Origin of the sequence: Chryseobacterium tagetis (assembly GCF_016735585.2) — a bacterium.
In the GTDB taxonomy this organism is placed as follows: domain Bacteria; phylum Bacteroidota; class Bacteroidia; order Flavobacteriales; family Weeksellaceae; genus Chryseobacterium; species Chryseobacterium tagetis.
Window position 1 is genome coordinate 106,935 of the sequence record NZ_JAERSE020000001.1, and the last position, 23,003, is coordinate 129,937.

At 34.2% G+C, this 23,003-nt stretch carries 19 protein-coding genes; 14 read left to right on the forward strand and 5 right to left on the reverse strand.

Annotation, left to right across the window (positions count from 1 at the left end; all coding sequences use genetic code 11):
- The first annotated feature begins 79 nt into the window (after positions 1–79).
- The 7 genes from JI747_RS00440 (at position 80) to rluF (ending at position 5,009) form a co-directional block, all read left to right on the forward strand.
- A complete protein-coding gene (locus JI747_RS00440) occupies positions 80–979 on the forward strand; it encodes a cell division protein FtsX (protein WP_225685493.1) in 900 nt (299 codons plus the stop codon).
- A gap of 2 nt (positions 980–981) precedes the next feature.
- Positions 982–1,278: a DUF3098 domain-containing protein gene (locus tag JI747_RS00445; RefSeq protein WP_225685494.1), complete on the forward strand. Its 297-nt coding sequence runs from the start codon at positions 982–984 to the stop codon at positions 1,276–1,278.
- Positions 1,279–1,360: 82 nt separating this feature from the next.
- Entirely contained in the window at positions 1,361–2,179 is an 819-nt protein-coding gene (locus JI747_RS00450) for an undecaprenyl-diphosphate phosphatase (protein WP_225685495.1), read from the forward strand.
- Between the two features lie 6 nt (positions 2,180–2,185).
- A complete protein-coding gene (locus tag JI747_RS00455) occupies positions 2,186–2,962 on the forward strand; it encodes a hypothetical protein (protein ID WP_225685496.1) in 777 nt (258 codons plus the stop codon).
- A gap of 48 nt (positions 2,963–3,010) precedes the next feature.
- Positions 3,011–3,709 carry a tRNA pseudouridine(55) synthase TruB gene (truB, locus tag JI747_RS00460; protein WP_225685497.1) on the forward strand — a complete coding sequence of 233 codons (699 nt, stop codon included), beginning with the start codon at positions 3,011–3,013 and terminating at the stop codon, positions 3,707–3,709.
- Between the two features lie 80 nt (positions 3,710–3,789).
- The gene (locus tag JI747_RS00465; RefSeq protein ID WP_225685498.1) at positions 3,790–4,287 is read left to right on the forward strand and encodes a hypothetical protein; all 498 of its coding nucleotides are present in this window, start codon (positions 3,790–3,792) and stop codon (positions 4,285–4,287) included.
- The gene (rluF, locus tag JI747_RS00470; RefSeq protein ID WP_225685499.1) at positions 4,287–5,009 is read left to right on the forward strand and encodes a 23S rRNA pseudouridine(2604) synthase RluF; all 723 of its coding nucleotides are present in this window, start codon (positions 4,287–4,289) and stop codon (positions 5,007–5,009) included. The genes JI747_RS00465 and rluF overlap by 1 nt, the downstream gene beginning before the upstream one ends.
- Before the next feature lie 4 nt (positions 5,010–5,013).
- On the opposite strand, the gene JI747_RS00475 is transcribed toward rluF, so the two are convergent.
- Together JI747_RS00475 and JI747_RS00480 are read right to left on the reverse strand one after the other, a co-directional pair.
- Entirely contained in the window at positions 5,014–6,312 is a 1,299-nt protein-coding gene (locus JI747_RS00475; protein WP_225685501.1) for a helix-hairpin-helix domain-containing protein, read from the reverse strand.
- A gap of 90 nt (positions 6,313–6,402) precedes the next feature.
- Positions 6,403–6,753 (reverse strand): MerR family transcriptional regulator, encoded by a 351-nt coding sequence (locus JI747_RS00480; protein WP_225685503.1) that lies wholly within the window; start codon positions 6,751–6,753, stop codon positions 6,403–6,405.
- A 160-nt stretch (positions 6,754–6,913) separates the two neighbouring features.
- Between JI747_RS00480 and JI747_RS00485 the strand changes: the two genes are divergently transcribed.
- The gene (locus JI747_RS00485) at positions 6,914–7,795 is read left to right on the forward strand and encodes an AraC family transcriptional regulator (protein WP_225685504.1); all 882 of its coding nucleotides are present in this window, start codon (positions 6,914–6,916) and stop codon (positions 7,793–7,795) included.
- 3 nt (positions 7,796–7,798) lie between these two features.
- Here JI747_RS00485 and ccoG read toward each other — a convergent pair whose 3' ends face one another.
- Positions 7,799–9,241: a cytochrome c oxidase accessory protein CcoG gene (gene ccoG / locus JI747_RS00490; RefSeq protein ID WP_225686773.1), complete on the reverse strand. Its 1,443-nt coding sequence runs from the start codon at positions 9,239–9,241 to the stop codon at positions 7,799–7,801.
- Between the two features lie 267 nt (positions 9,242–9,508).
- On the opposite strand from ccoG, the gene JI747_RS00495 reads away from it, so the two are divergent.
- Positions 9,509–10,402 carry an SMP-30/gluconolactonase/LRE family protein gene (locus JI747_RS00495; RefSeq protein ID WP_225685505.1) on the forward strand — a complete coding sequence of 298 codons (894 nt, stop codon included), beginning with the start codon at positions 9,509–9,511 and terminating at the stop codon, positions 10,400–10,402.
- A gap of 59 nt (positions 10,403–10,461) precedes the next feature.
- On the opposite strand, the gene JI747_RS00500 is transcribed toward JI747_RS00495, so the two are convergent.
- Positions 10,462–11,769, reverse strand: coding sequence for a DEAD/DEAH box helicase (locus JI747_RS00500; protein WP_225685506.1), 1,308 nt, complete (start codon positions 11,767–11,769; stop codon positions 10,462–10,464).
- Positions 11,770–12,059: 290 nt separating this feature from the next.
- Here JI747_RS00500 and JI747_RS00505 point away from each other — a divergent pair, with 290 nt between their 5' ends.
- From JI747_RS00505 to JI747_RS00525, 5 genes are all read left to right on the forward strand, one after another.
- A complete protein-coding gene (locus JI747_RS00505) occupies positions 12,060–15,242 on the forward strand; it encodes a TonB-dependent receptor (RefSeq protein ID WP_225685507.1) in 3,183 nt (1,060 codons plus the stop codon).
- Positions 15,243–15,516: 274 nt separating this feature from the next.
- Positions 15,517–17,307, forward strand: a complete 1,791-nt coding sequence (gene rpsA / locus JI747_RS00510) for a 30S ribosomal protein S1 (protein ID WP_225685508.1) — start codon at positions 15,517–15,519, stop codon at positions 17,305–17,307.
- 211 nt (positions 17,308–17,518) lie between these two features.
- Complete coding sequence (locus JI747_RS00515) at positions 17,519–20,116, forward strand: T9SS-dependent M36 family metallopeptidase (protein ID WP_225685509.1); 2,598 nt, start codon at positions 17,519–17,521, stop codon at positions 20,114–20,116.
- Positions 20,117–20,248: 132 nt separating this feature from the next.
- A complete protein-coding gene (locus JI747_RS00520; RefSeq protein ID WP_225685511.1) occupies positions 20,249–21,229 on the forward strand; it encodes an EamA family transporter in 981 nt (326 codons plus the stop codon).
- Between the two features lie 75 nt (positions 21,230–21,304).
- On the forward strand, positions 21,305–22,300 hold the full coding sequence (locus tag JI747_RS00525) for an alpha/beta fold hydrolase (RefSeq protein WP_225685512.1): 996 nt from the start codon (positions 21,305–21,307) through the stop codon (positions 22,298–22,300).
- Positions 22,301–22,381: 81 nt separating this feature from the next.
- Here the strand turns inward: JI747_RS00525 and rplS are convergent, their stop codons facing one another.
- A complete protein-coding gene (rplS, locus tag JI747_RS00530) occupies positions 22,382–22,735 on the reverse strand; it encodes a 50S ribosomal protein L19 (RefSeq protein WP_039366149.1) in 354 nt (117 codons plus the stop codon).
- Between the last annotated feature and the right edge of the window lie 268 nt (positions 22,736–23,003).

Sequence of the window (23,003 nt, forward strand, 5' to 3'; positions counted from 1 at the left end):
TTTATTAACAGTGATTTTCTCTTTTTCGTTCCCAAATTTCGGAAGTTTTTTTCTATTTTAGCCAAAAATTTTAATATTAATGGCTAAATCTGTAGATGAATTTAATAAGAAAAGGCTTAGGTCTAGCAATATTACAGTAGTAATAAGTATTGCCTTAGTGTTATTTTTGTTGGGATTAATGGGGCTTATCTTAATTAATGCTCAGAAATATTCCGATTATATCAAAGAACAGCTTGTTGTAAATGCTTACTTTGATGAAAATTATGACGCTAAAGATTCTGTGAAAATTGCAAAACTTGAAGAAGAAACTTTTAAAGAAGTACAGACTTTAGCTCCTGTAAAAAGAGCAACGTATATCTCCAGAGAAAAAGCAGCTCAGGAAGCTAAAAAAAGCATGGGAATCGATAGTGATGCCCTGTTTGAAGAAAATATTTTTCCTTCATCTATAGAAGTCGCTTTGAAGCCAGAGTATGTAGATCCTGCAAAAATAAATGAAGCCATTAAAATTATAAGTTCAGTTCCGGGGATTGTAGACGTTAAAAATGACAGCAGTCTTATGGTGGATGTATATAATAACCTGAACAGGATTTTAAAATGGATCTTAGGTTTCTCCCTTCTGTTCTTAGTATTGGCTGTTGTTTTAATTAACAACTCGATTCGTCTGAAGATCTTCTCGAAAAGATTTATCATTAAAACCATGCAGTTGGTAGGAGCAAAAAGAAGGTTTATCTTAAAGCCTTTTATCATAGAAGCCATTATTTTAGGTGCTATTGGTTCCTTAATAGGTCTTTTGGCCTTATTTGGAGTCTGGTACTACTTCACAAGTCAAATTGGTTCAGCATTCGTACAGGATAACCAACAATATTTCTGGTTAGTCTTATTAGTATTGGGAGTTGGTATTTTTATTACCGTATTAAGTACGGTGATTGCTACCTGGAGATTCCTGAAATCGAATGTTGATGATTTATATTATTCATAAAAATGAGCAATAAAACAAATAAATTTTCCGCATCTGATTTCGGAAAAGAAACAGAAACTTCCAAAGAAAATACATTTTACTTCGGAAAAGAAAACTTTAAATGGATGTTGATCGGTTTAGCATGTATTGTAGTTGGATTTCTTTTAATGATGGGACCTGATGCGAATACCGTAGATGGAAAATTTGATCCTAATTCCTGGAATGACGGTATATTTTCTATCCGTAGAATCAGAATTGCACCTCTTTTTGTAGTAATTGGTTTTGCTATAGAAGTATACGCGATTTTGAAAAAAAAATAAATGTGTTTTTAAAGTAAATGACATAATAGCTTTGTCAAAGTTCTGAACTTTGACAAAGTTTTTTTTGATAAAATAATAAATTATGGACTTAATCAAAGCGATTATTATTGCGATTATAGAAGGATTAACAGAATATCTTCCTATTTCATCAACGGCTCACATGGGCTTCACAGCAAACCTTATGGGATTGCCGGAAGATGAATTTTTAAAAATGTTTCAGGTGTCTATTCAGTTTGGAGCAATTTTGTCGGTAGTCGTTGCCTATTGGAAAAAATTCTTTGATTTAAGCAATCTGAAATTTTACTATAAACTTGCTTTTGCTGTAGTTCCGGCATTAGTATTAGGATATTTATTCGATGATAAAATCGAAGCCGTTTTAGGAAATCAAATTGCAATTTCATCTGTTTTGGTTTTAGGTGGAGTTGTTCTGCTTTTTGCAGACCAATGGTTTAAAAATCCTAAAATTGATGATGAAAAAGGAGTTACAATAAGAAAAGCCGTTACCATTGGATTTTGGCAGTGTTTGGCAATGATGCCCGGAACAAGCCGAAGTGCAGCTTCCATTATCGGAGGAATGACACAGGGACTAACAAGAAAAGCGGCAGCAGAATTTTCATTCTTTTTAGCAGTTCCTACCATGTTGGCCGTTACAGTGTACTCGGTTTTTGTAAAAACTTGGGGAAAAGAAACTGCTAATCCGCAAAAAGGATATGAAATGATTATGGCTTCACAAGATCACATGACCATTTTTATTGTGGGAAATGTTGTTGCATTTATAGTGGCGCTCATTGCCATAAAAGCATTCATCGGAGTACTGAATAAATACGGTTTCAAACCTTGGGGATGGTATCGTATTTTCGTTGGATTGGCTTTGCTGATTTATTTTTATTGGTTTAAATAAGAAGAATTGAAAAAATATTTTCTCTTTTTTATTCTATTTTCTAAAATTCTCTTTTCTCAGAACTGGAAAGAAAAGGTTTTTGATGAAGTTATTTTGATAAAAGATGAAAATGTAGTTCAATCCGGGAATGTATTTCTGATCGATATTCCGTTGAAAATTACAAGTGATCAAAAACCGGTTTTCTACAATGCTTCCCATATTCCAAACGAATTATTCTTTGATAAAAATGTTTTTTTGCCTCAGAGTAATGAATTCATTTTAATTTCTCCGGATAAGGTATATTATAAGAGTGTCAGGGAATTTTCAAATAAAATAAAAGGCCATGCAGAGCCCATGAAAACGGATAAGTTTTATTTTGTGAAAAGAAATGAATCAAAATGGGACAGTATTTCACTGAATTCTCAGAACTATCCTAAAATCAAATTTAAAGATAGAAAGACTTCAGTTCCTCCAAATGCTATTGTTTCCTATTACTCAGAATTTTTTGGCTCGGTTTGTTGCCCGAGAGATAAGAAAAGAGATTTTTTGAGAGATAATAAGAACGATTATTTCTTTCAGGAACTTAAAAATAATGGGATTTCTGTAAAAGAAATGTATTCGTGCAGTTTTGGAGAAGAGGGAGAATATGGTTCTTTTTATCCCCTTAAAGAACTATCTACTGAACAAAAGCTGACCTTCATTAAGAAAAGACGCGATTTCTTTCAGCAAAATCCAGAAGAATACAAAATATTTTTTCCGGGAATCATTGACTATCCCAATCTTAAATTAAGAAGTCTGAATTAATCAATACACATTAAAAATGTATTCAAATTTATCTATTACTCATCAATAATGACCGCAGAAGAACTACAATCAGGACACATTTTTTTATTGGACAAACCTTTGGATTGGACCTCTTTTCAGGCAGTCAATAAAATGAAATATAAACTCAAAAGAGAGTTTAATCTTCCCAAAAAATTCAAAATTGGTCATGCCGGAACTTTAGATCCCAGAGCTACAGGACTTCTTATTGTTTGCTGCGGGAAATTCACAAAAAAAATTCCTGAAATACAGGATGCGCCGAAAGAATATTGGACTGAGATAAAAATAGGTGTACAAACAGAATCTTACGATACTGAGAAACCTGAAATCCTTCATCAGGACTTTTCGCATATTACAGAAGAGCATATCAAAACTGCTTTAGAAAAGTTCTTAGGAGAAATTGAACAGAAACCACCGGTTTTCTCAGCGATAAAAATTGACGGACAAAGAGCTTACAATTTAGCCAGAGCAGGAGAAGAAGTAGAAATGAAATCAAGAAAAACAACCATCTTTTATATTGAAGATGTTAAAATTGATCTTCCTTTGATAAGTTTTACGGTAGGCTGTTCAAAAGGAACCTATATCAGAAGTCTGGCTCACGATATTGGTCAGGAATTGGGAGTAGGAGCTTATTTAACACAATTGAGAAGAACAAAAATCGGAGACTATAAAATTGAAGATGCCACATCAGATTTCTTAGAAAACGATTTTAGATTTAATAATTCATGATGAAAAAATTACTTTTATTAGCCACTTTATGTGGTTCTTTATTATCCTTTTCGCAAAATACAGAATCAAAAAAACAGAAAATGGATTTTTATTTTAATCCTTCTGTAAATATAGGATACAATATATTTACAGAAAAAGGAGTTCCCAACAATACCCAATATATTGTCCCGAAAGCACCAAATAAAATAAGCTACGGAATTACGGCAATTGGTGGATACAATTTTCTTCCTAACTTTGCATTGGGAATGGGGCTTAAATATAGTTTTATACAAGACAATTATCATTTGATGTATGTCATGGTTCAGCCGAAAATTATTTTTGATCCGGGAGACCGTCCGTTTTATATCGATCTGAATTATGGAAAGCAGATCAATAATGCAGTCGTTTCAGATTCTGAATTCTGGGGTGCAAGATTAGGAATGCAAGTCTCTTATTCAAAAAGATTAAGTCAGGAAGGAGGAATTATTCTGGAAGGCTATAAATTAGGAAATGCTAATAAAAATCCGTTTTTTATCGGTTTAAGCTATGGAATTACCATTTTCAGCAATAAAAATTATACAGGTTACGGAGAAGATTAATGGAAAAAACGCGTATTAATAAATATTTATCAGAAGTAGGATACTGTTCTAGAAGAGCAGCAGATAAGCTTTTGGAAGAAGGAAGAATTAAAATAAACGGTCAGATTCCTGAACTGGGAACAAAAGTTTCTGATGAAGACCTTGTAGAAGTAGACGGAAAACCGATTCGTGAGCCGCAGGATAAACCGGTTTATATTGCGTTTAACAAACCTGTAGGTATTGTTTGTACGACAGATACAAAACGCGAGAAAAATAATATTGTTGATTACATCAATCATCCAACGAGAATTTTCCCGATCGGAAGGCTTGATAAACCGAGCGAAGGTCTTATTCTTCTTACCAGTGACGGTGATATCGTGAATAAAATCCTTAGAGCAAGGAACAATCATGAAAAAGAATATCTGGTAAGAGTAGACAAGCCGATCACCCCGAGATTTTTGGAAAAAATGCGTAATGGAGTTCCTATTTTAGATACAGTCACTAAAAAATGTGAGGTTGAAAAAATAGACGATATGAACTTCAGAATCGTGCTTACACAAGGTCTGAATCGACAAATCCGTAGAATGTGCGAGTTTTTGGGCTATGAAGTAAAAAAGCTTAAGCGAATTCGTATCATGAATCTAAAATTAGATCTCCCGATCGGTAAATGGAGAGATTTGACGAATGAAGAACTTTCTGCGCTCAATATGCTTTTAGAAGATTCCAGTAAGACTGTGGACTAAGGTTTTATTTGGTATATAATCTCATCCTTGTTTCATATTCAGGTTTTAGTTTCAAATACTTCCAGATTTTTCTGTCATCAGGATTAGTGATTCTGTAATAGATAATTCTATCCGCAGAATATTTAAAATAAGGATGGTTTTTCAGCCATTCTTCAGGAGCTTCTGTTAATGTATATTTCTGAACATTTGAAGTGTTCAGCTGAGCTGTTGACAGTAATTTTTGTGTTAATTCAGGATCAATATTGTAAGTGGTTAGAATTTGCTCTTTATTGACAAATCCGCCCAGTTTTTTCCTAAATCCGATCAGTGAACCTGCCGCTTTTTCATCAAATCCAAATTCGATCAGCTGTTTGAAAGTAATTGCATTCAGATCTACTTTCGAAAAGTCAGTTTTTTCTTGTTGCTTTGTTTCATGTTTCTGATTTTCATTATTTTGGACTGAACTTAATTTAATAAAAGGCTTCATCTCTTCAAACTTTTCAGCAGAAATCACAAAACATTTCTGAATATCCTCTAAATTTTTGAAACTTCCTTTTAAATTTCGGTCGCGATAATTAATAATCGTTTGCGCCTGTTTTTCAGAAAAACCAAAAGATTTCCACCCTTCGAGGTCTAAAATATTCGGATCAAAAGTATGGTACAGAATTTTCGTCTTTTCAGTTTTAAAGTTTTTAGAATACTTATTAAAATTTGCAGGAGTGTTTTCAGGAAGTATCAAATAAGGACTGATCTTCTGGAAATTTTCTCCGCTGATGATAAAACATTCTTTAAATTTTTCCTTGCTTACAAAACTGCCTCCCAAATAACTTTTATATTTCAGAATGGCATCTGCTTGTTTTTCGCTGAATCCCATTTTTATCCAGTCCTCAGCAGAATAATGATCCGGATTGAATTTTCCGGAAACTGTAATCGTCTTTTTTTCAAAACTTTTGAAATTGCCGGATGCTGCTTCTTTATTATTTTCCGGCAGAGCAAGATAAGGTTCCAGTTCTGCAAATTTTTCTGCGGAAATAGCAAAACATTTTCTGAACTGCTCTTTTGAAGTGAATTTTCCTCCGACGATTTTTTTATAATTCAGGATGGTGGCAATCTGTTTTGAAGAAAAACCCAAATGCTGCCATTGTTTTTCATCCAGATCATTGGGATCAAAGTCTGCTAGCTCTAAAATAGATTTGTTTTCAGAAATGAATTTAACTTCTGGGAAATTCTCGTTTCCTGCTTTAGAATAATTCTGAAATGCAACAAGAACGAGCAGGAACATACCTAATCCTGCTATTTTTGTGTAATAACCTTTTTTCATCATAGAGTAAATTTAATAAGAAAATCAAATTAAATCTAACAATATGGGAATAAAATGAAATGTAAAATTATAGATATGAGGATTTTACAGAAATTAAAGGCTTTCAGTATCTTTTTCAGCCAAAGAGTCTTTCAGTTTCAGAAGCTCTGCTTTTACAAATTCTAAACGGTCTATTAAAGTAACGGTTTCAGAAATTTTGCTGTTGGTCGTTAGTGCAACACGGGCTCCATCCAGTGTATAGCCTTTTTCCTTTACCAAATGATAGATCATCTGTAAATTGCTGATATCTTCAGGAGTGAAATATCGGTTCCCCTTTTTGTTTTTTTTAGGCTTTATAATGGGGAATTCCTGTTCCCAATAACGTATTAATGAAGTGTTTACATCAAATGCCTTTGCGACTTCTCCTATTGAATAATACAGCTTATCGGGTAAATTTATCTTCATTTTTAGAATCCTAATCTTCAAAGATAAAAATTTTTAAAAAACGTAACAAATATATAATGTATGTTTATGTTTTCTGTGTTTAATAAAACTAAAAGTCGTCATGAATTTCTAAAGAAAATACTTTTGTTTTCACTATTTTTGATTTAAAATAAAAATTACATTGGATTCTATTTCAGTGCTTCATATCGATCTGTTTCAGTCGGGGAAAAGTGCCTCTGATTTTTATTTCAGCACATTACAGAATCACCTCATTGTAGGGCATCGTCATCTTGAAAAAGCCCACCGTCATGACTTTTATGCTACGATTTTGTTCACCAAAGGAACTGGGATTCACGAGATCGATTTTCAGAAGTACGAAATTTCAGCAGGAAGCTTATTTTTTATGTCTCCCGGACAAATTCACAGTTGGGAACTTTCAGACGATATTGAAGGTTACCTTTTCTTTTGTCTGCCGGATTTTTACGAAATGCATTATGTACATCAAAAATTAAGAAGTTTTCCCTTTTTCGGATCGGTTAATTTTCCACGGAAACTGCAGCTTAATGAAACTGAATTAGAAGAAAACCTTAGTTTATTTCTCGAGCTGGAAAAAGAATATCATGGGCAGGATGCGATGAAAAACGGATATATGCTGTCGCTGATGTCACAGATCTTTATAAAATCAACAAGACAGTTTTCCAGAGATTTTGATCATTTGGCTTCATCGGCAAGTCTTTCTTATTTTAAACATTACCAGGATTTTGAAAATTGGGTAGAGCAGTATTTCAGTAAAGAAAAATCAATTGCTTTTTATGCTTCACTAATGGATATTTCTCCAAAACATTTAAATCGTATTACTCAGACCGTGGTGCAAAAAACGGCAACAGATGTGATTACCGAAAGAACGATCTTGGAGGCTAAAAGAATGCTGATGTATCTGGATGAAAGTCTGGTAGAAATTGCTTTCAGGCTGGGCTATGAAGAATATTCTTATTTTGTGAGAGTATTCCGAAAAACTTCCGGAATGACTCCCACGCAATTTATTAAAAAATACAAGGTTTAAAAGCTATAATAAAAGTTTAAAAGGTCCTTCGAATATCGTTTCAAAAGAATCTACCATTTCCCCTTTTTCATCAAAAACGCCGATGGTCATATTTTGTTTTGAGAATTGTATGTCCTTTTCTGGGAAAGTAATATTGATATTTCCTTTTAAAATCTGATCTCCTTTTAAAATAATTTTACTTGGTCCGAAAAAATCAATCTCACCGTTTTTAGGAGCGACTACTTTTAAGGTTAATACTTTTTTCTCATTTGTTTTATTTAATAAGGTGTAAATAAAAGAATTCGTGATTTTTCCGTTCTTTATAAAAAATGTGGAACCTGCAGGTTTGATGAATTTCGCTTCCATTGTTCCTCTGTCATACATTAGAAAACCTAGAAACCCAATGAGCAGACAAAGAAATACAGCGGTGGCTTTCATTCTTGATGTAAACTTAAACTTCTCCTGATTTTCAATTTCTGCTTCTGTAGCGTAGCGAATCAAGCCTTTTGGAAGTCCTACTTTTTCCATGACCTCATCACAGGCATCGATACAGGCGGTACAATTCACGCATTCCAATTGTTGCCCGTTTCGGATGTCAATTCCTGTCGGGCAAACTACAACGCATTGATGACAATCGATACAGTCTCCTTTTCCAACAGCTTTCCGGTCTTCATTATTTCTCCATTTAGAGCGGTTTTCTCCTCTTTTGAAATCATAATACACATTAATCGTTTGTTTATCAATCAAAACCCCCTGAAGTCTTCCGTACGGACAAACAAGTGTACAAACCTGCTCACGAAGCCAAGCAAAAGTAAAGTAGAAAGCGATGGCAAAACCGACCATTCCCAAGAATTTTAAAGAATGATCTAAAGGTCCTTCTGTGATTATCTTAAAGACTTCTTCATAGCCTACAATGTACATGAACATGAAATTGGTAATAATCACCGATGTTAAAGCAAAAACGGACCATTTTATAATTCTTTTTCTGATTTTCTCAGCATCCCATTCCTGTCTGTCGAGTTTCATCTGTTTATTTCGGTCACCTTCAATCCAGTATTCAATTTTTCTGAAAACGCTTTCCATAAAAATAGTCTGCGGACAAAGCCATCCGCAAAATATTCTTCCAAAAACAACGGTGAAAAGCATAACGAAAATAACTGAAGTCACAGCACCTAATGCAAGAATAAAAAAATCCTGAAGATAAAAGGGCTGCCCGAAAATGAAAAACCTTCTGTCGATAACATTGAACAAGAAAACAGGATTATTATTAATCTTAATAAAGGGTATTCCAAAAAATAGAGCCAGTAAAAAATAGCTTGTATAATTTCTGTAGTTGGTGTATTTCCCTTTTGGTTTTCTTGGAAATACCCATTTTCTCTTTCCGGATTGATCCATCGTTCCCACCGAATTTCTGAAGTCTTCATAATCTAATTCTGTCGGCTGGAGGTTGTCGGATTGTATATTCATCGTATTGAAAGTTGTATTATATGCTGTACAGAATGCTTTTTTGTTTGAGTAAATACTCATTCTAAAAATTTTTCAACTGAATATTTTAGTTGTTTCTGTTCCTGCAAATCTCTCAATTAAATGCTTTTATTACTAATATTATCTTCTTCTTAAATAGTATTATTCGGACATTTTTAAATATTGAGTTTAATGCTTCAAAATGAAAAAATAATCTTTGAATCCGATGATACATGTTGTAAATTGTACCTGTCAAAAATTATGTGTAGAATGAAAAAAATATTGAAAACCGGCTGGGTTGGTTTGGTTTTAGTATTACTTAGTTGTAAATCAGTAAATAGTAACAAAATGTTTTATGATGGTGTGAAGCCCGAAAAAGTTTCTGATCAGTTCAGCTTTACGGAAGGTCCGTCTTCGGATAAAAATGGGAATGTATATTTCACCGATCAGCCTAATGATAAAATTTATTACTGGGATTGGAAAACGAATAAAATTGTTGAGTTTTTAGATAAAACGGGAAGGGCAAACGGAACGTATTTCGATAAAGATGATAATTTAATTACATGTTCAGACGATCAGGGGGAGATATGGAAAATTTCAAAAGATAAAAAGATAGAAGTTTTATCAAACGGTTTTGAAGGAAAAAGACTGAATGGTCCGAATGATCTGTGGATAGACTCTTTCGGAGGGATGTATTTTACAGACCCTTTATATGAAAGAGATTATTGGGTGAATTTTAAACAGGAAATTCCGCAGAAAAACCTATACTACAGAAATAAAGAAGGTGAAATTTCAAAACTGGAAACGTTCACTCAGCCGAATGGAATTATAGGAAGTGAAAAATTAAAAAAATTATATGTTTCAGATATTGATGCCGGAAAAACGTATGTGTATGATATCCTTAGTGAAGGAAAGCTTTCTGAAAAGAAACTTTTCTGTGAAATGGGTTCAGACGGAATGACACTGGATAAATTTGGAAATCTTTATTTAACAGGAAATGGAGTTTCTGTTTTCAACAGAGAAGGAAAGAAAATCTATCAGATTCCAATTCCTGAAAAATGGACTTCCAATGTAACTTTCGGAGGGGAAAATGGTAATGTTCTGTTTATTACCGCTTCGGAAGCTGTATATGTTTTGCCTACTAAGGTGAAAGGAGTGAAGTAAATATTAAGGTTGAGATTAAGGCTGAAAAAAATTAGCCTTAATCTCAACCTTAACCTTAATTAATAAGCAATTTCCATTTTCACTTTCTTACCTTTCAGTTTTTCATTGCTTAGTTTTTTCAAGAGAGCATTCACTTTATTTCTTGAAACGGCAACATAAGAAGTGGTGTCTTTTACTTCGATCAAGCCGACATCTTCTTTTTGAAGTTCTCCTTTTTTAAGTAAATATCCAACAATATCTACTTTATTCACTTTATCTTTTTTTCCTGCACTGATGTAAATCGTTTGGAAAGGTGTTTTTTCAGGAACTTTATTAAATCCTGTAACACTTTCTTCAGGAGTATTATTTTTGATAAAAGGGAAATTTTCGTCTTCTGTCATGATAAGATAGGCAAAACCTTTTGCATTCATTCTTGCGGTACGGCCGTTTCTGTGGATGAAAGCATCTTCTTTCGGAGGCAATTGATAATGAACGATGGATTCAACTTCAGGAACATCCAATCCTCTTGCTGCTAAATCTGTAGTGATTAAAATTCTTGCCGAATCGTTTCTGAATTTCAGTAAAGCACGTTCTCTTTCGTCCTGTTCCATCCCGCCGTGGAACGTTTCTCTGTCGATTCCTTTTTCACGTAAAAGTTCGGAGATACGGTCAACAGCTTCACGGTGATTACAGAAAATCAACGTTCTTTTATTCCCGATTTTACAGATCAAATTAAAAAGTGTATCCAGTTTTTCTTCCGAAATGGTCATCACTTTTTTTAACTGAATATCCGGTTTTGCTTCATTTAATTTTAAAAAGTCAATGATTTTCTCATTTTTTAATCCTGTGAATGCCGGGATTTCGTCCATCGAGGTTGCAGACGTTAATATTCTTTGAGAAAGCCCTTTCAATGAATTGGAAATAAATTCCATGTCTTCATGAAAACCAAGTTCCAGAGCTTTGTCAAATTCATCCAGAACCAATGTCTGAATGGTTTTAGGATCAAAATTGTTATTTCTTAAATGGTAGACAATTCTTCCTGGTGTTCCGATTAAAACTGCGGGGGCTTCAATCAGATTATTGACTTCAATTTTTTTGTCGTGACCTCCATAGCAAACCGAAACTTTAAAATCCGTTCCCATTGCTTTAAAAACCTGTTCAATCTGCAAAGCCAGTTCTCTCGCGGGAACCAGAATCAAAGTTTGAATTCCCGAAACATTTTTCTTTAAGTTTCGGAGAACAGGAAATAAAAAAGCCAGTGTTTTTCCTGACCCGGTAGGAGAGAGCAACACAACGTCCTGTTTATTTTCAGTTGTTTTATATGTAGATTTCTGCATCTGATTCATTTCCTGAATCTGCAGTTTTTTGTAAATAGATTCTAATTCCATTTTGCAAAGGTAAAGCATTTAAAGATTAGTAAGAATTACTAAATGAAGATGGTGTGCATGATTGGGTAATATTTTGTTAACATACGCTTAATAAACTAACTCCTGCTTGTTTTTCTTTAAAATGCCTTTAGATATGGATTTTCGCGTTGCTTATTTTTATTTATCCGGATTGGTTTTAATTTTTTTTTAAGAAAATGTTAAATATTTTGTTATGTAATGTTATCTGTATGTTAACCTGTTGAAAAGTTATTGAGGATAATTTTGTCGTGAAAATTTGAAGTATTAAAAAAATGAAACGAATAATCTGTGCCATTGCATTTTTATCTTTCAGTTTAGCTTTTTCACAGGAAACAAGCTCTAAGATATTCGGCAGGCTAAAAGGAACAACTTCTGAAATGACTGTGAAGGTAATACACATTCCTACCAACAGTACATTTGAAACCAAAAGTAACAGTAAGGGGCAGTTCAGTCTCGATAATTTACAGCCGGGAGGTCCGTATATGATCGAAATCTCTGACGGTTCACATGTGGTTTATTCCAATAATAATGTTCAGCTTTCTTTAGGGAATAATGATCTGCCGGTAGTGGAGGTAAAAGATAAGGAGAAAGTGATTGATGAAGTAAAGCTGACTTCCAAGAAAGCGAATACAAAATTTGGAGTGGGGATTTCCCAGGCACAGATTTCAGGTCTTCCCAATATCAACAGAGGGATTCAGGATGTTACGAAGCTTGTGCCTCAAAGTGCCAATAATTCTTTTAACGGAACCAATTTCCGTTATAATAACGTGACGATTGACGGTTCTATTAATAATGATGCGATTGGTTTCAGCCCGTCTTTGGGAGGTCAGACAGGAACTTCGGGAATGCCGGGAAGCAGCACGCGTTCCAATTCTATCAGTTTGGATGCTATTCAGGATGTTCAGGTATATATCGCTCCTTATGATGTGAAGCTTGGGAATTTTCTTGGAGGAAGTATAAATGCAGTAACAAGAAGCGGAAGTAACAATGTGGAAGGATCTTTATATATGTATGGCCGTAATGCTTCTATTACAGGAAATAACAGGGTAGGAGACAATTCTAAAATGCCGAGTTCTTTTGAAGATTTTATTTATGGAGGAAGAGTAGGATTGCCTGTTGTAAAAGATAAGTTATTCTTATTCTCTAATATAGAATATACAAAACGAACGGATCCTGTTTTTTATAATGCAAATCAGTCGAATGCATTAATTAATGATGGAGTTGCTCAGCAGATTGCTGATTTTGTAAAAAATAAATATAATTTCAATGTAGGCAGTTTCAATGACTACAGCAATTTCTCTGAAAGCTCGAAGCTTTTCAATAAATTGGATTGGAAAATTAATGATAAACATACGTTATCCATTAAAAACAATACGGTGTTCTCACAGGCTTCCAATCTTGAAAGAGACGGAGCTAATTTCCGTTTTTCAAGCATGGATTTTGTGCAGAAGAATACTACTTCTACTACAACTCTTGAGTTAAAAAGCCGTTTTAATGATAAATGGAATAATAATTTAGTTGTAGGATATTCATCCATTCATGATTACAGAGATCCAACTTCTGAAAATGCGATGTTCCCACAGGTGGAAATAGCTTATAACGGAGGAACAATCCTTTTAGGGAATGACAGGGAGGCTACAGTCTTCAATATGAAGCAGAAGACTTTTGAGATTACAGATAATTTAACATACAAAAAAGGACATCATACATTTTTACTAGGTACTCATAATGAGCTGTACAATATCGATTATGGTTTTGTAAATGCTCTTAATGGCAGAATTTCTTACAAAAGCTTAAATGATTTCTTAAATTCAAATCCTGCAAGAATAAGAGGTACTTATTCTCTCAGTGGAGAAAACAGAAACAATTTATTTGATAATCCTTATGCGAGTTATAAAGTGAATTTGCTTTCGATGTATTTTCAGGATGAGATCAACTGGGGAAGATTAAGATTAACTCCAGGGGTGAGAGTAGATTATACGGATTTACCGAACAAGCCGCTTTTAAGCCCGGCCGTGAAAAACTCTCCTCAAGATGCTTTCTATGGAAATACTTACACATATACTCCTCTGGGGCAGCTTACCAATGATTATCTTAACAAGCCTACTTTATCTCCGAGATTAGGATTTAATTTAGACCTTACAGAAAACAGATCTTTAGTATTGAGAGGAGGATCCGGAATTTTTGTGGGAAGAATTCCTTTCGCATGGTTAGGTTATGCTTATTATAATGACGGGGTAGGTTTCGGAAGCTACGATTACAATGCTCCTACATCTGCACAGCTTGCAGCTAACGGAGATCCGTTGGTAAGCGCAAACTTCCCGAAATGGCAGAATTCTTCGAAAGTTCAGGTAGATCTTATTGATAACAATTTTAAAATGCCGAGAGTCTGGAGAAGTTCATTGGCACTGGATTATACACTTTCCGGATATAAATTTACTTTAGAGGGGATTTATACGAAAGTATTGTATGATCTGAAATTCCAGCAGGTGAACAAAACGGATAATGTAACTTATTACAGCTATGATGTGAATCATGAAATGCCGATATATACTACCAATATCAACAGTAATTTCTCAAATGCCTATATGCTTTCCAATACGAAAGAAGGATACCGGTATAATGTGACGGCCCAGCTTGCCAAATCGTATAATTTTGGATTTAACTTCTTCGTTGCTTATACTTACGGAGATGCAAAAGATATTACCAACGGTATCCGAAACTCAATGGAAAGTAACTGGCAAATGAACCAGTCTCTGACTCCGAATGATCCGAAACTTACGACTTCAAACTTTGCGATCAAAAACAGAGTGGTTGCTAATCTTGGATATGGATTAAATCTTTCTCAGTCAAACAGATTATCGGCCAATGTTTATTTCAATGCACAATCAGGAAATCCGTTTTCTTGGGGATTTGTAAACAGTACGATTGCCAATACGGGACAAGCGGCAGGTTTGGCCTATATCTTTAAAGATGCAGCTGAAGCAGCAAAATATATCGTTCCTATAAAAGATGCATCGGGGAATGTGGTTGTAACGGCACAACAGCAGATTGCGGATTACGAAAAATTTGTAAATGGTAACAAATATCTCAGCAGCAGAAGAGGAACCTTTACAGAAAGAAACGGAGATTTCACTCCTTGGAATATTCAGGCAGATTTCAGAATTATGGATGAAATCAGACTAAGCGAGAAATCTAAAAATACCATTCAGATTTCGTTAAGCATCATTAATATTACTAATCTTATGAATAAAAACTGGGGTAAAGTGTATTTTGTTCCGAATACCTTTAACTCAACAGCAAGTGTAGGATTGACTAAAGTAGGAAATGTAGCGACGGGGCAACCTGGAGCAGGAGATCCTACCTATAACTTTACTACACCAGGATTGCCTTATACAATTGATCAGTTTGCATCGAGATTTCAAGCGCAGCTAGGTCTGCGATATAATTTTTAAGTTTTTGTCTTTCACTTTTTACTTTATATATTCTTTCAAGACGGGTCCGAATTTCTTTTCGGACCCGTTTTTATATTATTGAATATGAATCAATTACAATTAAATTGGAGAATGTGTTGAATGTTGCTTATCTTAAATAAATATTGTATATTTGCACCCACTTTTGTGGCGAGAAGGTTTGAAGAGTAAATTACTTATAATTAATTACTTCCGTATTTTTTAATCCGCATTGATCAAACCGTTAAAAAAGAAGGAATACAAATTTTATTAGAAAATGTCAAAAGAGACAAATTCAGCAGAGGTTATTTTAAACCAAAACGTAGCACCAGAACAATTTGATTGGGATTCTTTCGAATCAGGTCTTGATGCAGATGCGAGAAAAGAAAAAAGCGATTTAGAAGAAATCTACAACGGATCTTTGAACAGCCTAAACGATAATGACGTTTTAGTTGGTAGAGTTGTAAGATTAACTGACAAAGAAGCTATCGTAGACATCAACTTCAAATCTGAAGGTGTTATTTCTCTTAACGAATTCCGTTACAACCAAGGCCTAAAAGTAGGTGATGAGGTTGAAGTAATGGTTGACAGAAGAGAAGACAAAACAGGTCAGTTACAATTATCTCACAGAAAAGCTAGAACGCTTAAAGCTTGGGATAAAGTAAATGAACTTCACGAAACTGGAGAAATCGTAAACGGTTTTGTGAAATCTAGAACTAAAGGAGGTATGATCGTTGACGTACACGGAATCGAAGCATTCTTACCAGGTTCTCAAATTGACGTTAAGCCAATTAAAGATTACGATCAGTTCGTAGGTAAAACTATGGAGTTCAAAGTTGTGAAAATCAACCCTGAGTTCAAAAACGTAGTAGTATCTCACAAAGCATTGATCGAAGCAGATATCGAAGGTCAGAAAAAAGAAATCATCGCTCAGTTAGAGAAAGGACAAGTTCTTGAAGGTACTGTTAAGAATATTACTTCTTATGGTGTATTCATTGACTTAGGAGGTGTTGACGGATTGATCCACATTACAGACCTTTCTTGGTCTAGAGTGAACCACCCATCTGAAATCCTTGAGGACGGACAAACTGTAAAAGTTGTTATCCTTGACTTTGATGATGAGAAAACAAGAATCCAATTGGGTATGAAGCAATTAGAAGCTCACCCTTGGGATGCTCTTTCTGCTGACTTGAAAGTAGGTGACAAAGTAAAAGGAAAAGTAGTAGTTCTTGCTGACTATGGTGCATTCGTAGAAATCGCTCCAGGTGTAGAAGGATTAATCCACGTTTCTGAAATGTCTTGGTCTACTCACTTGAGATCTGCAGGTGACTTTGTAAAAGTAGGTGATGAGGTAGAAGCTGAAGTACTTACTTTAGACAGAGAAGAAAGAAAAATTTCTCTTGGTATCAAGCAATTATCTAAAGATCCATGGGAAAACATCGAAGCTAAGTATCCTGTAGGATCTAAGCATGTAGGAACTGTAAGAAACTTTACTAACTTTGGTGTATTCGTAGAGTTAGAAGAAGGTATCGACGGATTAATCTACATCTCTGATCTTTCTTGGACTAAGAAAATCAAACACCCATCTGAGTTCTGTGCAGTTGGTGATAAATTAGATGTTGTAGTTCTTGAACTAGACATCCAAGCTAGAAGATTATCTCTAGGTCACAAACAATTGACTGACAACCCTTGGGATGCATTCGAAACTAAATATGCTGAAGGAACTGTACACACAGGAACTGCTGTAGAAGTTCACGATAAAGGAGCTTCTGTACAATTCGAAGATGCTGAAGTTGAAGCTTTCTGCCCTTCAAGATTATTAGAGAAAGAAGATGGATCTAAAATCAAGAAAGGTGAAACTGCTGAGTTCAAAGTAATCGAATTCAACAAAGAATTCAAGAGAGTAGTTGTTTCTCATACAGGTATCTTCAGAGACGAAGAGAAGAAAAATGTGAAAGAATCTGCTTCTAGAAATATATCTTCTTCTTCAAACAACGAAGAAAGATCAACTCTTGGAGACATCGATGCTTTAGCAGAATTGAAAAGAAAAATGGAAGAAGGTAAATAATCTTCATCACATTTGAAATATTGAGCCACTCATTTGAGTGGCTTTTTTATGCTTTAAACTGAGAAAAATAGAGCGTTTTAAAGTATTTGTAAATTCACATTTTAGAGATAATTGTGAAATAAGAAAAATAATCATATTATTTTGTAATTATTTTAAATGAAATAAGAATTGAATGTGAATTATTTGTAAATTAGCGCCTTTATTAGTGTATATGAAAAAAATAGTTTTACCTCTTTTGTTTGCAGTATCTGCGGTTTTTTCTTCAAATTTATTTGCTCAGGATAATGAGAAGCTAATTAAAGATTATATTTCTCAAAATAAATTAAGAGAGTATAAAAAGTCTGATCTTGTTAATCTGATTATTGATAATGTTGACACTTCAAAATCCTTAAATGGAAGTGTTGTGAAGTTTCAACAAACTTATAATGGTATTCCTGTATATAACGCAGAAGGTACAGCTCTTATAAGAGATAATAAAATAATTTATTATACAGATACATTTTTGAAGGATTATAATTCTTCAGTTGCAAACAACGCGGGAATTAGCAAAACTGTTGCTCTTCAGAAGATTTCAGAGAATCTTCAAAAACAAAAGATTACGGCTTACCCGATTTTGGGTTTCTTTGATGCTGAGCCAGAAGTGGGTCATGTTGCTAAACAACGTTTAGTTTATATGGAGGATAGTGGTGTTTTGAAATTGGCTTATCAATTTTCTCTTCCTGAACCCGATGCTTCAAACTATTGGAATATTTTAGTGGATGCAACTAATGGAAATATTATTAGTAAGATAGATCTGAACTTATCATGTAATTTCCATGATGATGCTTTTTCACACACTGATATATCTTTAGGAAATGATTTCATAGGACCTTTAAATGGGGAAAGTAATAAATTTTTATTTTTAGTACCGGACAATGCGTCCTATAATATTTTTCCTTTACAGCTTGAGGCACCTACATTTGGGTCTAGAGCTATTGTTAGTAATCCTTGGAATTTAACAGCTTCACCGGAAGGATGGCATTATGATGGAACGACTCATTATACAATCACTAGAGGTAATAATGCATATGCTTATGAAGATACTTTAGCTTCAAATGCTCCTGGTTTTTCACCTGATGGGGGAGCTTCTAGAAATTTTGACTACCCTTTTAATATCTATGCCGATTATTTGACTAATCAAAGTGCGGCAGTGACAAATTTATTTTATATGAATAATAAAATGCATGATATTTTTTATGCATTTGGTTTCACACCTGCCTCGAGAAATTTTCAAAATACAAATTTTGGGCTTGGAGGTGTTGGAAATGATTATGTAAATGCTGAGGCACAAGACGGCGGAGGAACTAATAATGCAAACTTTGCTTCCCCGGCAGATGGAAGTAAACCGAGAATGCAGATGTATCTTTGGTCAGCTACAGCTCCTAGATTATTTTTTTATAATGCGCCCTCTGTAGCGATTCCAAGACAGCCGGGAGCTGGTTCAGCGCAGTTTGGTAGTGCTCTTACTTCTACAGGAGTAACTGGGAATGTTCAATTGGCTTCAGTTATAGATGGTTGTACAGCTTTGGCTGCTGGTTCGCTTACCGGTAAGATTGGTTTGGTAGAAAGAGGGACTTGTGCTTTTACTGTAAAAGTAAAAAATGTACAAAATGCAGGAGCTATTGCAGCAATTGTTTACAATGATGCATCCAATGGAGATACTCTCTTAAGTATGTCCGGGACGGATGCTACGATCACTATACCTTCAGTCTTTATAGGTAATACAGAAGGACAGTATATAAAGACACAGTTATCCGCTAATACCACGGTGAATGTAACTTTAAAAAATGATCCATCCACTATAATCACTCCAGATGGAGATTTTGATAATGGAATTATTGCTCATGAGTATGGACATGGAATTTCAAACAGGTTGACAGGTACGGGAGTTGGTTGTTTAAACTCTAGTTCTGATAAAGAACAGATGGGAGAAGGTTGGTCAGACTTCTTTGCTTTAATGTTAACAAATAAAGCGGGAGATAATGCTTCTGTTGCAAGAGGAATTGGTACATATGCTGTAGGACAGTCAACAACGGGTGGGGGAATCAGACCTGCTAAGTATTCTCCTGATTTCACAATTAATGATTATACTTATACAGATACTAATGGAATGGAATATACCTCAAATGGTGTTCTGGTTCCTGATGTACACTCTATTGGTTTTGTTTGGGCTACAATGCTTTGGGATCTACATTGGCAATATGTTTCTAAATATGGATATGCTTCAGATGTGATGTCAAATACGACAAATGGTAGCTCTAGAGTTTTACAACTTGTTACTGATGCGTTAAAACTTCAGATTTGTAACCCTACATTTATTGATGGGAGAGATGCTATTTTAGCTGCTGATCAGGCAACTACAGGAGGAGCTGACAGATGTATGATCTGGAGAACTTTTGCAAAAAGAGGATTAGGAGTAAATGCTTCTGCTGGAACTAAAACAAGTATCAATGATCAGGTAGAAGATTTGACAGTACCTGCGGATTGTGTATTAGGAACTGACGAAGTTAAATCTGTTAAAGCTAATAGCATTTCAATCTATCCAAATCCTGCTAAGAATGAATTCTTTATCAATTTCCCAAGCAATACTTTAGGAAAAGTAAATGTGGAAATTTATGATATGTCTGGTAAATTAGTTTCTTCAGAAGACAAAATTTCGCCGGAAGAGAAGAAATCAATTTCAACAGAAAGATTAACGACCGGAACGTACATTGTAAAAGTAAAAGGGATTGGTATTGACGCAGCTTCAAAAGTTATCGTTAAAAAATAATCAATTTTATAACTGAATAAAAAAAATCGCCGTGAGCTTTGCTCACGGCGATTTTTTTTATCTATAATGGTTTTATCAGCGAAAATTTTAATTATTATATCCTACCTTTGCAGGCTGTTCAAAAAATGAATTATGAAGAAGAAAAATATTTTTAAAGGGGTTTTATTTGTAGGTGTCGGAGCCAGTATATATGGTATGTTGGCTACATTTGTGAAGCTTGCTTATCAGGATGGATATACCACATCAGAAGTTACCACCTCTCAGTTTGTATTAGGATTAGTTGGGCTTTTAATTTTAAATCTTATTCAAACTACAACTTCTAAAAAAACGTTATCAACTCCAAGTTCGAAAGAAGTAAGAAATTTAATGTTGGCGGGAACTTCATTAGGCTGTACAAGCTTATTTTATTATATCGCGGTTCAATATATCAATGTTTCGGTGGCTATTGTTTTATTGATGCAGTCGGTTTGGTTCAGTGTGGTGGTTGAAAGTTTTATGACTAAAAAATTACCCAATGCAAGAAAAATACTATCCGTAATCATTGTTTTAATAGGAACTGTTTTAGCAACAAATCTAATCAATTCAAAAATAGAGCTTGACTGGAAAGGTGTTTTCTGGGGATTAATGGCGGCATCTTCTTATACTTTAACTATGTTCACATCCAATACATTGGCAACCCATCTTCCGGTTTTGAGGAAAAGTTTTATAATGCTTTGTGGCGGATCTATAGTCATTTTTGCATTTTTATTTTTTGCTCAGATCGGACCTTTACATATTGATGGGTTGAAGTCGGTTTATCTCAACTTTACTGAGAATACGGAACACATCCGCGCTTTTGATTATTCAATTCTTTGGAAGTATGGTTTGATATTGTCGCTATTTGGAACGGTTATTCCTCCGATTTTATTTAATATAGGTTTTCCAAATGCAGGATTGGGATTAGGAAGTATTGTTTCCTCACTAGAGCTTCCTGTTTCTGTAACAATGGCTTTTGTTTTGCTGGGCGAAGAAGTCGTATTCATTCAATGGATTGGAATTGCATTAATTCTTTTTGCAATTGTTTTAATGAATTTGCCAGGACAGAAAGAATATAAAGTAGCAGAATTATCTTAAAAAAAATATAATTAATACATTCTAAGCCGTTTCTTTGGGAACGGTTTTTTAATTTTAATGTTTAAAATAATGAGTATGAAAAAAATTAAGAATGTTGCTGCTGTTTTAATGCTATCGATTGCATCAAATTTTGTTTTTTCTCAGGTCAAACCTTTAGATGCGGACCTTACGGAATATAAATATCCTTATGAAGTCCATTTTCTCAATTTCAAATCTCAGAATAACAACTTGAAAATGGCGTATATGGATGTACAGCCAAAAACTTCAAACGGAAAAACAATAATGCTTCTTCACGGGAAGAATTTTAATGGAGCCTATTGGGAAAGAACTGCAAAAGATCTTTCAGACAAAGGTTTTAGAGTGATTATTCCTGATCAGATTGGATTTGGAAAATCTTCAAAGCCACAAAGCTATCAGTTTTCATTTTCGCAATTGGCGGAGAATACAAAAGCTATTTTAGATGAACTTGAAATCGATAAAACTATTGTTTTAGGACACTCAATGGGGGGAATGGTAGCAACTAGATTCACGTTGTTGTATCCTGAAAGAGTTCAGAAATTAATTCTCGAAAATCCAATCGGATTAGAAGATTATAAAACTTTTGCAGCGTATCAAACGATAGATCAAGCGTATCAGTCAGAACTTAAAAATACAGCTGAGACGTATAAAAATTATCAGTTAAGGTTCTATTATGATAATAAATGGAAAGATGAATATCAACCCTGGCTTGATTTGATTGCAGGCTGGACATTGCATTCAGATTATCCAAAAGTAGCTTGGGATGCGGCTTTAACTTCGGATATGATCTACAACCAACCGGTTTGTTATGAATTTAAAAATATCAAAACTCCGACTTTATTAATTATCGGAACAAGAGATAGAACGGCAATAGGAAAAGACAGAGCGCCGAAAGAACTACAGCCAAAAATGGGGCAATATCAGGAATTGGGAAAGAAAACCCAGCAGCAGATTGCTGGTTCAAAATTAGTTGAGATTGAAAATGTAGGACATCTTCCGCATATAGAAGTCTATAACAAATTCTGGAATGCGCTGTATGATTTTATTAAATAACTGAATAGAAGAGAGCTTATTAAAAGTAAAAAGAGACTGTTTAAAGTAAACAGTCTCTTTTTGTATGTATTGTTGTCTGAATTATTTCTTGTAAGGAACGTCTTTAATTCTAGCTTTTTTACCTCTAAGGTCTCTGAAGTAATAAATTCTAGATCTTCTAACTTTACCTCTTCTATCAACTTCAATTTTTTGTAAAGCTGGCATGTTGATTGGGAATACTCTCTCAACACCTACATCTCCACTCATTTTTCTGATAGTGAAAGTTTTTGTAGAACCAGTACCTCTTAATTGGATAACTGTTCCTTTGAAGAACTGAGTTCTTGTTTTTTGTCCTTCCTTAATTTCGTAATACACAGTAATTGTATCACCTGCTTTGAATTCAGGGAATTCTTTTTTAGCAATGTACTTCTCTTGTACGTACTTTAATAAATCCATTATTAATAAATAAAATGTTAAAGCTAAGCAACTTACACGTTGATCGTCAGAGGTTGAATAACAGGATGCAAAAATATAACTTTTTTATATAAAAACCAATACCTTACATAATATTTTTCAATAAAATTAGTGACAATATTGTTTTTCCTTAATTGATCTTAATCCCTTCATTCTCTTAATGGTTCAAATGGAAAGTCTTATTTTAAAGTAATACCATATATAAAGTAGTTTTCGCGGTTTCACAAAAATGTTTAAATTTAGAACTGAA